The 6,350-nt window shown below is 65.7% G+C and carries 7 protein-coding genes; all 7 read left to right on the top strand.

All coding sequences use genetic code 11. From position 1 onward, the window contains the following. Positions 1-406 precede the first annotated feature (406 nt). Positions 407-790 carry a GPW/gp25 family protein gene (locus tag ACODRW_RS07530; protein WP_107801567.1) on the top strand — a complete coding sequence of 128 codons (384 nt, stop codon included), beginning with the start codon at positions 407-409 and terminating at the stop codon, positions 788-790. Beyond that, positions 787-1,518 (top strand): phage tail protein I, encoded by a 732-nt coding sequence (locus tag ACODRW_RS07525; RefSeq protein ID WP_199225979.1) that lies wholly within the window; start codon positions 787-789, stop codon positions 1,516-1,518. Before ACODRW_RS07530 ends, ACODRW_RS07525 begins: the two co-directional genes overlap by 4 nt. Positions 1,519-1,548: 30 nt before the next feature. Beyond that, positions 1,549-2,970, top strand: coding sequence for a phage tail protein (locus ACODRW_RS07520; protein WP_488876684.1), 1,422 nt, complete (start codon positions 1,549-1,551; stop codon positions 2,968-2,970). Then, positions 2,967-3,539, top strand: a complete 573-nt coding sequence (locus ACODRW_RS07515) for a hypothetical protein (RefSeq protein WP_146176778.1) — start codon at positions 2,967-2,969, stop codon at positions 3,537-3,539. The genes ACODRW_RS07520 and ACODRW_RS07515 overlap by 4 nt, the downstream gene beginning before the upstream one ends. 109 nt (positions 3,540-3,648) lie before the next feature. Next, positions 3,649-4,794 carry a baseplate assembly protein gene (locus ACODRW_RS07510; RefSeq protein ID WP_107801561.1) on the top strand — a complete coding sequence of 382 codons (1,146 nt, stop codon included), beginning with the start codon at positions 3,649-3,651 and terminating at the stop codon, positions 4,792-4,794. After that, a complete protein-coding gene (locus ACODRW_RS07505; protein ID WP_488905446.1) occupies positions 4,787-5,443 on the top strand; it encodes a phage tail protein I in 657 nt (218 codons plus the stop codon). The genes ACODRW_RS07510 and ACODRW_RS07505 overlap by 8 nt, the downstream gene beginning before the upstream one ends. Beyond that, positions 5,440-6,126, top strand: a complete 687-nt coding sequence (locus tag ACODRW_RS07500) for a phage tail-collar fiber domain-containing protein (RefSeq protein WP_486636115.1) — start codon at positions 5,440-5,442, stop codon at positions 6,124-6,126. The genes ACODRW_RS07505 and ACODRW_RS07500 overlap by 4 nt, the downstream gene beginning before the upstream one ends. Positions 6,127-6,350 lie beyond the last annotated feature (224 nt).

Genomic DNA, 6,350 nt, shown 5'->3' with positions numbered 1-6,350 from the left:
TTGAGGCTGTTGCATGGTGTTTCTCCTGCTGTGACACAAGATAAACCACCTGCCGGGGAAGACTGAAGTATTGGGCAGGCGCGAAGCAGGATTGGCGTACCGGAAACGATAAAACCGGCGAGTGCATAGCACTCTCCCACCACGAGCCTGCCCTTTAGGGCACTGCTATGGTGTGCGCGGCGGTAGGATCACCGCCGCTTTTTTTATCGTTTAACGGGACGCCAATCCCGTGTGCCGCATGTGGGCGGCAACGGGGGGATTGTTGCCGACCGGGTGCGGAGGGTCAAGGCATGGAGGCAAGGCTTGCGCCGGATGCGGTGGCCTCCGCGAAATTGTCCTTGTAATTCAATTGTTTCCCTAACCGGCTTTAAAAGCCCCGCGGCGGGCCTTGCGGCATCATAGGCCCATGACCCGCATATCCGACATCTCCTCCTTGCACTGGCAGCCGGCCTTGCAGGCCCGCGATCAGGCATCCCCCGCTGACATCGTCGAAAACCTCGACGACATCCATCAGGCCTTGCGCATCATCTTGGGCACGCCCAAGGGCAGCGATCCGCTGCGGCCGGAGTTTGGCAGCGATTTGTTCCGTTACCTGGACTACCCGGTGGATCGGGCCCGGCCGCATGTGGTGCGCGAGGCGGTTGAGGCGATCAGCCACCCCTTGTACGGCGAACCGCGCGTCGCCGTGGCGCGAGTGTTCTACAGCGTGGGCGGCAACGGCGACGCGCGGCTCAGCGTGCAATGGCGGCTGGCCGACGGCGTGATCCGCGAAACCGAGTTGCGGCTATGAGCGCGGCGGCTACGGGCAGCGGAACCGTACCCAATATGTTGGCCAAGGACGAACGCTTCGGCCAACTGGCGCAGCTCACCACCCGCTTGGGCGACGCCGATCTGAGCACCTTGCTGGTCTATCTGGTGGATCAGGTGGACGCCGGCTGGCTGCCGGCGCTGGCCGAGCAATTCCATGTCGCCGGCGACGAGGGCTGGCGGCTGAGCCAGGGCGAGCGCCAGCGGCGCGAGCTGATCAAACAGTCCATCCACCTGCACCGCAGCAAGGGCACGCGCTGGTCCTTGCAACAGGTGCTGGCCACGCTGGCCTTGTCCGGCCAGATCAGCGAATGGTTCGAATACGGCGGCAAGCCTTATCACTTCAAAATCCAAATCGACCTGGCCGCCCGCGGCATAGACGCCGCCACGCTGGCGGCGCTGGAGGCGATGATCAACGAGTACAAGAACGCCCGCTCGGTGCTGGAGCGGCTGGCGCTGGTGTTGAGCAACCGCAGCGCCGTTCCGGTGCTGGCCTTGGCCACCCAGGCCGGCGAACTGGCCACCGTGCTGCCGTTCCAGCCGGTGTCGCTGGAGCAGCGCGCCAGCTTGAACGCCGCGCTGGCGTTAGACAGCGTGGAGACCGCTACTGTCTATCCGTTTCAGACGACGGCGCTGCGGCAGCAGGCGCCGGTGACGCTGGGCCTGGCGCACGCCAGCGTCGAGACGGTCACGCTTTATCCCGCAGCATGAGACCCCTTGAATCTTTTCCAGGAGCAATCGATGGCCAATGAGTTTTTCACGCTTCTCACCGCCAGCGGCAAGGCCAAGCTGGCGGCGGCGCAAGCCAACGGCGCGCCGCTGCAGATCAGCCAGATGGCGGTGGGCGATGGCGACAACGGCGGGTATTACACGCCCAGCGAGAGCCAGACCGCGCTCAAGCACGAAACCTGGCGCGGCGCGCTCAACCACCTGGCGGTGGACCCGAACAACCCCAACTGGGTGGTGGCGGAGGCGGTGCTGCCGGATACGGTGGGCGGTTTTTACATCCGCGAGGTGGGCCTGTTCGACAGTCGCGGCGATCTGATCGCCGTCGGCAAATTTCCCGAGAGTTACAAGCCGCTGCTGGCGGCCGGCTCCAACAAGCAGCTCTATGTGCGGATGATTCTGGAAGTGTCCAACACCGCGGCGGTCACCCTGCTGGTGGACCCCAGCGTGGTGCTGGCCACGCGTTCCGCGGTGGAGCAGCGCATCGCCGAGGAGTTGGCGAAGCGGGACTTGCCCCTGACCGCTTTGCCGCTGCCCTGCGTGGCGACGGCGGACAACCGGATGGCGGTGACCGCGGCAGCGGTGGCGGGCCAGGGCGGCACGGTGTCGGTGCCGGCCGGCATCGCCATCAGCCTGGGGCAGGACACTCAATCCGGCGCCGGCAAAGCGGGAACCTTCATCACCAGCGCCTGGACCAGCCCGGTATTGGCGCCCGGCAGCGAGTACTTCCTGCGCGCCCAAATCGTGTCCGGCGTCTTGACTTGCTATGTGCAGAAAGGGGCGTTGACGGACGCGGCGCCGGCGTCCTTGAAGGGGGCCGCCAATGGCGCGGCGGGAGGCGGTTTTTTCTCCACGGCCTTGGATATCTGTTTGGCCAGGGTGATCACCGGCGCGGCCGGCAGCGCGCCCGTTGTGCAAAAAGTGATCAATCGCGGCGCAAGCAGCTGGTCCGCGACGATGAATGGCTCCGGCACCGTCTATCTGCCGTTCGATCCCTTCATCAAAACCGGGCGGATCACCGCGTCGACGATCACGCCGCATCCGACGCAAATTTCGCAAATTAGCCATGGCAGCGGGGGCTGGACGGGCGCCGCCTATTGGTTGGGCTGCCCTACCGGCACCGGCGGCGGTACGGCGAACATGTCCAGTTACTCGAACTGGACGGGCCCCGCCGCCGTGCTCATCACGTCCAATAACGTGGTGGGCGATATGGTGGTGTCCACCTGCACCGGCATGTTCGAGCACATCGCCGGCAAGTCGATGTGGCAGGTCTTGCAGATGGAGCATCAAATCGGCGACGCCACGGGCGCAAACGGCGATGAGCATTTGATGGGGGAGGGCACCAAGAACCTGTTGCCCGCCGATTACGACAACGGCTTGGCCATCAGTTACAGCAACTGCGTCAATGCCTTGCTGACTTGGGAGGTGGTGCGATGAGAATGGTGGAAAACCTGCTGTCTTACGATGGCGAGCTGCGTCCGGCCCAGCCTTCCGACAATCATGTGTGGACCGGTGCGGAATGGCGATTTGACGCCGCCTTGCAAGCCGAGCGGCTGGAGCAGCATAAATTGGCGCAGTGCGCGCGCCTGGACGCCGAGGCGGACGCGATTGCCAACTGGCATGCGATTTCGCCGCCGCGTCTGGCCGAATACCAGCGCGCCGCCGCCGAGGCGCAGGCGTTCAAGGACGCCGCTTACAAGGGCGAGGCGCCGCCGGCGGTGCGCTCCTGGGCCGAAGCCAAGAGTTGGGACGGCCAGCAGGCGGCGGACAGCATCCTGGTCAAGGCGGCCGCCTGCGAACAGGCGCTGTACGCGATCCGCGACGCGCGGCTGAAGGGCAAGGAGGCGGTGCGTCAGGCCGCGGACGAGACGGCGGCGCGCGCGGCGACCGACGAGGCCGTGTCCCGGCTGCAGCAGCTGGCCGCCGGCGATTTCGCCGCCGCCTTGCCGGAAGCCGAAGCCGGTCGCGCCGGCAGTCTGTTCAAGTTCTTTTCCAAACGGCTTTAAAAGCCGGCCGGGGGCATGATGGCGGATCATTTCGCCATCCGCTTCCTCTCCGGCGCCCCGCGGCGGCCGCGCCTGGCCGCCGTCGCTCCCCATTCAAGGACGTTCTTCCATGACCCCAGACTTGCCCAAGTTCATTGATGACGATCCGCATCTCGTCACCGCCGAGCTGATCGACGCCTACCAGAAGATGAGCGGCAAGACGCTCTATCCCGGCCAGGTGGAGCGTTTGCTGATCGATTTGATCGCCTACCGCGAAAGCGTGGTGCGCGCCGCCTTCAACGACGCCGGCCGTCAAAACCTGGTGGCCTTCGCTCGCGCGCCGATGCTGGACTACTTGGGCGAACTGGTCGGCGTCAGCCGGCTGCCGGCCCAGCACGCGCGCTGCACGGTGCGCATCGCCTTCTCCCAGCCGCTGGCGCTGGCGCAGCTGATTCCGGCGCAGACCCTGGTGGCCGGCGGCGGCGTGCAGTTCCAAACGCTGGCCAGCCAGATTGCGCCCGCCGGCAGCAGCAGCGTCGACGTGCCGGTCAGCGCGGTGGAGGCCGGCGCCGCCGGCAACGGCTTTGTGCCGGGCCAGATCAACGCTCTGGTGGATGAACTGGACGTGGACGCCAGCGTGGTCAATATCGATACCAGCGCCGGCGGCGCCGACGCCGAGGATGACGAGCGTTTGCGCGCGCGGATTAGGCTGGCGCCGGAGTCGTTCAGCGTGGCCGGCAGCGCCGCCTCCTATCGTCACCACGCGCTGCGCGCGCATCAGGACATCGCCGACGTGGCGGTGATCAGCGCCAGCTTGCAACAGCAGAACGGCGAATTGCAAAGCGCCAATCAGGTGCCGCCCGGCGTGGTGCGGCTATACCCGCTGACCAAGACCGGCATGCCGCCGGACAGCCTGCTCAGCGTGGTGGCCGCCGCCTGCAGCGCCGACCGGGTGCGGCCGCTGACCGATCTGGTGGAGGTCTTGCCGCCGGAGGATTACGGCTACCGGGTGCGCGCGCGGCTGACGCCGTATCGCGACGTCGATCCCAAAACCGTGCAGCAGCAGGCGCAGGCCGCCGTCGGCGCTTTCGTGCAGGCGCAGGCGGAGCGCTTGGGCCGTGACATCGTGCCGTCGCAGCTGATCGCCACGCTGTCGGTGTCCGGCGTTTACCAGGTGACTTTGCTGGAGCCGGCCGCCACCCAGGTGGTGCCGCCGCAAGGCTGGTCGCACTGCACCGGCATTCAGCTGGAAATGACCGGAGGCCAGGATGGCTGATGTGACCCCCAATCTGCTGGCGCGCGACGCGCGCTTCGGCCCGCTGGCCCGGCTTAGCGAACGCTTGGGCGACATCGATCCAGGCGGCTTGTTGGTTTATCTAGTGGACGCGGCCAAGCCGGAGTTGTTGCCCCTGTTGGCCGAGCAATTCCATATCGACGGCGATGAAGGCTGGCTGCTGACCCAGAGCGAGCGGCAGCGCCGAGATCTGATCAAGCAGAGCATAGAACTGCATCGACACAAGGGCACGCCCTGGGCGCTGCGCGAAGTGTTCCGCATCCTCGGCGTGACGGTGGAACTGGAGGAGTGGTGGCAGCGCCAGCCGCCGGCCGCGCCCTATACCTTCGAATTGACCGCCTGGGCCAACGACAATCTGTTGCCCGGCCAGGCCTTGTTGAATCCCGAGCTTTACCGCCGGCTGCGGCGCATGGTGGAGCTCGCCAAGCCGGCGCGCAGCACTTATCGCTTCAAGCTGGGCGCGCGCTTCAACGGCCGCTTGGGCCTGGCTTCGGCCGCTCAGGCGCGCGCGTTGATCCGCCGCAGCGCCGAGACGGCGCCGATGCGGCTGGCGCCGCAGCAGCCGCTGGCCCTTTCATCCGCCACGCAGATCTATGGCGTGGTCCACGTCACCATGGAGGCATCGTTGTGAGCACCCCTTTAGCACCTCTTATCACCGCCGCCGGCCTGGCCGCGATCTGGCGCGCCAGCAATGATGGCGTGTCCGCGCAGATCACTCACATCGCCTTGGGCGACGGCGCTTACGCGCCTGCGCAGAGCCAGACCAAATTGCGCGGCGAGCAGGCGCGCTACCCTATCGCCGGCGGCGAACGGCTGGGCAATACCCAGATCCATCTGACCGCCATCGCCGACGACGACAAGGCGTTCTGGGTGCGCGAGATCGGCTTCATTCTGGCGGACGGCACTTTGCTGGCGGTCTGGTCGGACCCGAAGGCGGCGCTGGCCTATAAGGCCGCCGATGTGCAATTGCTGCTGGCCTATGACCTGGCCTTGAACGCGCTGCCGCCGGACAGTGTCACCATCCAGTCCAGCGGCGCCGGCCTCAATTTGAGCCTGGCCAGCGAGTTGGCGGCTTTGGCCGCCGCCCAGATCAGCGAGGCCACCCGCGGTCTGGAGCGCGACTATCGCATCCGCGCGCAGGCGGACAAGCAGCAGGCGCTGGAACCGCAGGTGGCCGCCCTGCAAAGCCAAAGCCGAGCATTGGAGCAGGAGCATGCCGCCGATAAACGCGCTGGCCTGGAACTGGCCACTGCCAACGCGGCGGCCATCGTCAGTCTCCAGCATTTGTTCGTGAAACAACATCTGGGCATTTGAGCCAACGGATCGTGGGGGGAGGCGGGCAGCCAAGCGTTGAGGATGAAACTATTTTGAGCCGTCTAGGCGAGCTGTGCTGATGTTGCTGGCACATCGCATGCGGTAAAGAGACAGCATCCAGCACTTGTCGCAGGGCTTCCCCGCCTATCTCATGAATACGCTGATCCGCTGTTTAGTTCGGCATTTATTGAATTTATTAATTTAAATGTTCATTAATTGCTGGA

It is taken from the genome of Chromobacterium sp. FG89, assembly GCF_057808735.1.
Note: the sequence above shows the minus strand (reverse complement) of the source record. Positions and strands in the feature narration are given on the sequence as shown.

What these genes read in the sequence shown, in the direction of transcription:
- ACODRW_RS07530 (WP_107801567.1), top strand. Translation starts at nt 407, where the DNA reads ATGACCCGCATATCCGACATCTCCTCCTTGCACTGGCAGCCGGCCTTG.
- ACODRW_RS07525 (WP_199225979.1), top strand. Translation starts at nt 787, where the DNA reads ATGAGCGCGGCGGCTACGGGCAGCGGAACCGTACCCAATATGTTGGCC.
- ACODRW_RS07520 (WP_488876684.1), top strand. Translation starts at nt 1,549, where the DNA reads ATGGCCAATGAGTTTTTCACGCTTCTCACCGCCAGCGGCAAGGCCAAG.
- ACODRW_RS07515 (WP_146176778.1), top strand. Translation starts at nt 2,967, where the DNA reads ATGAGAATGGTGGAAAACCTGCTGTCTTACGATGGCGAGCTGCGTCCG.
- ACODRW_RS07510 (WP_107801561.1), top strand. Translation starts at nt 3,649, where the DNA reads ATGACCCCAGACTTGCCCAAGTTCATTGATGACGATCCGCATCTCGTC.
- ACODRW_RS07505 (WP_488905446.1), top strand. Translation starts at nt 4,787, where the DNA reads ATGGCTGATGTGACCCCCAATCTGCTGGCGCGCGACGCGCGCTTCGGC.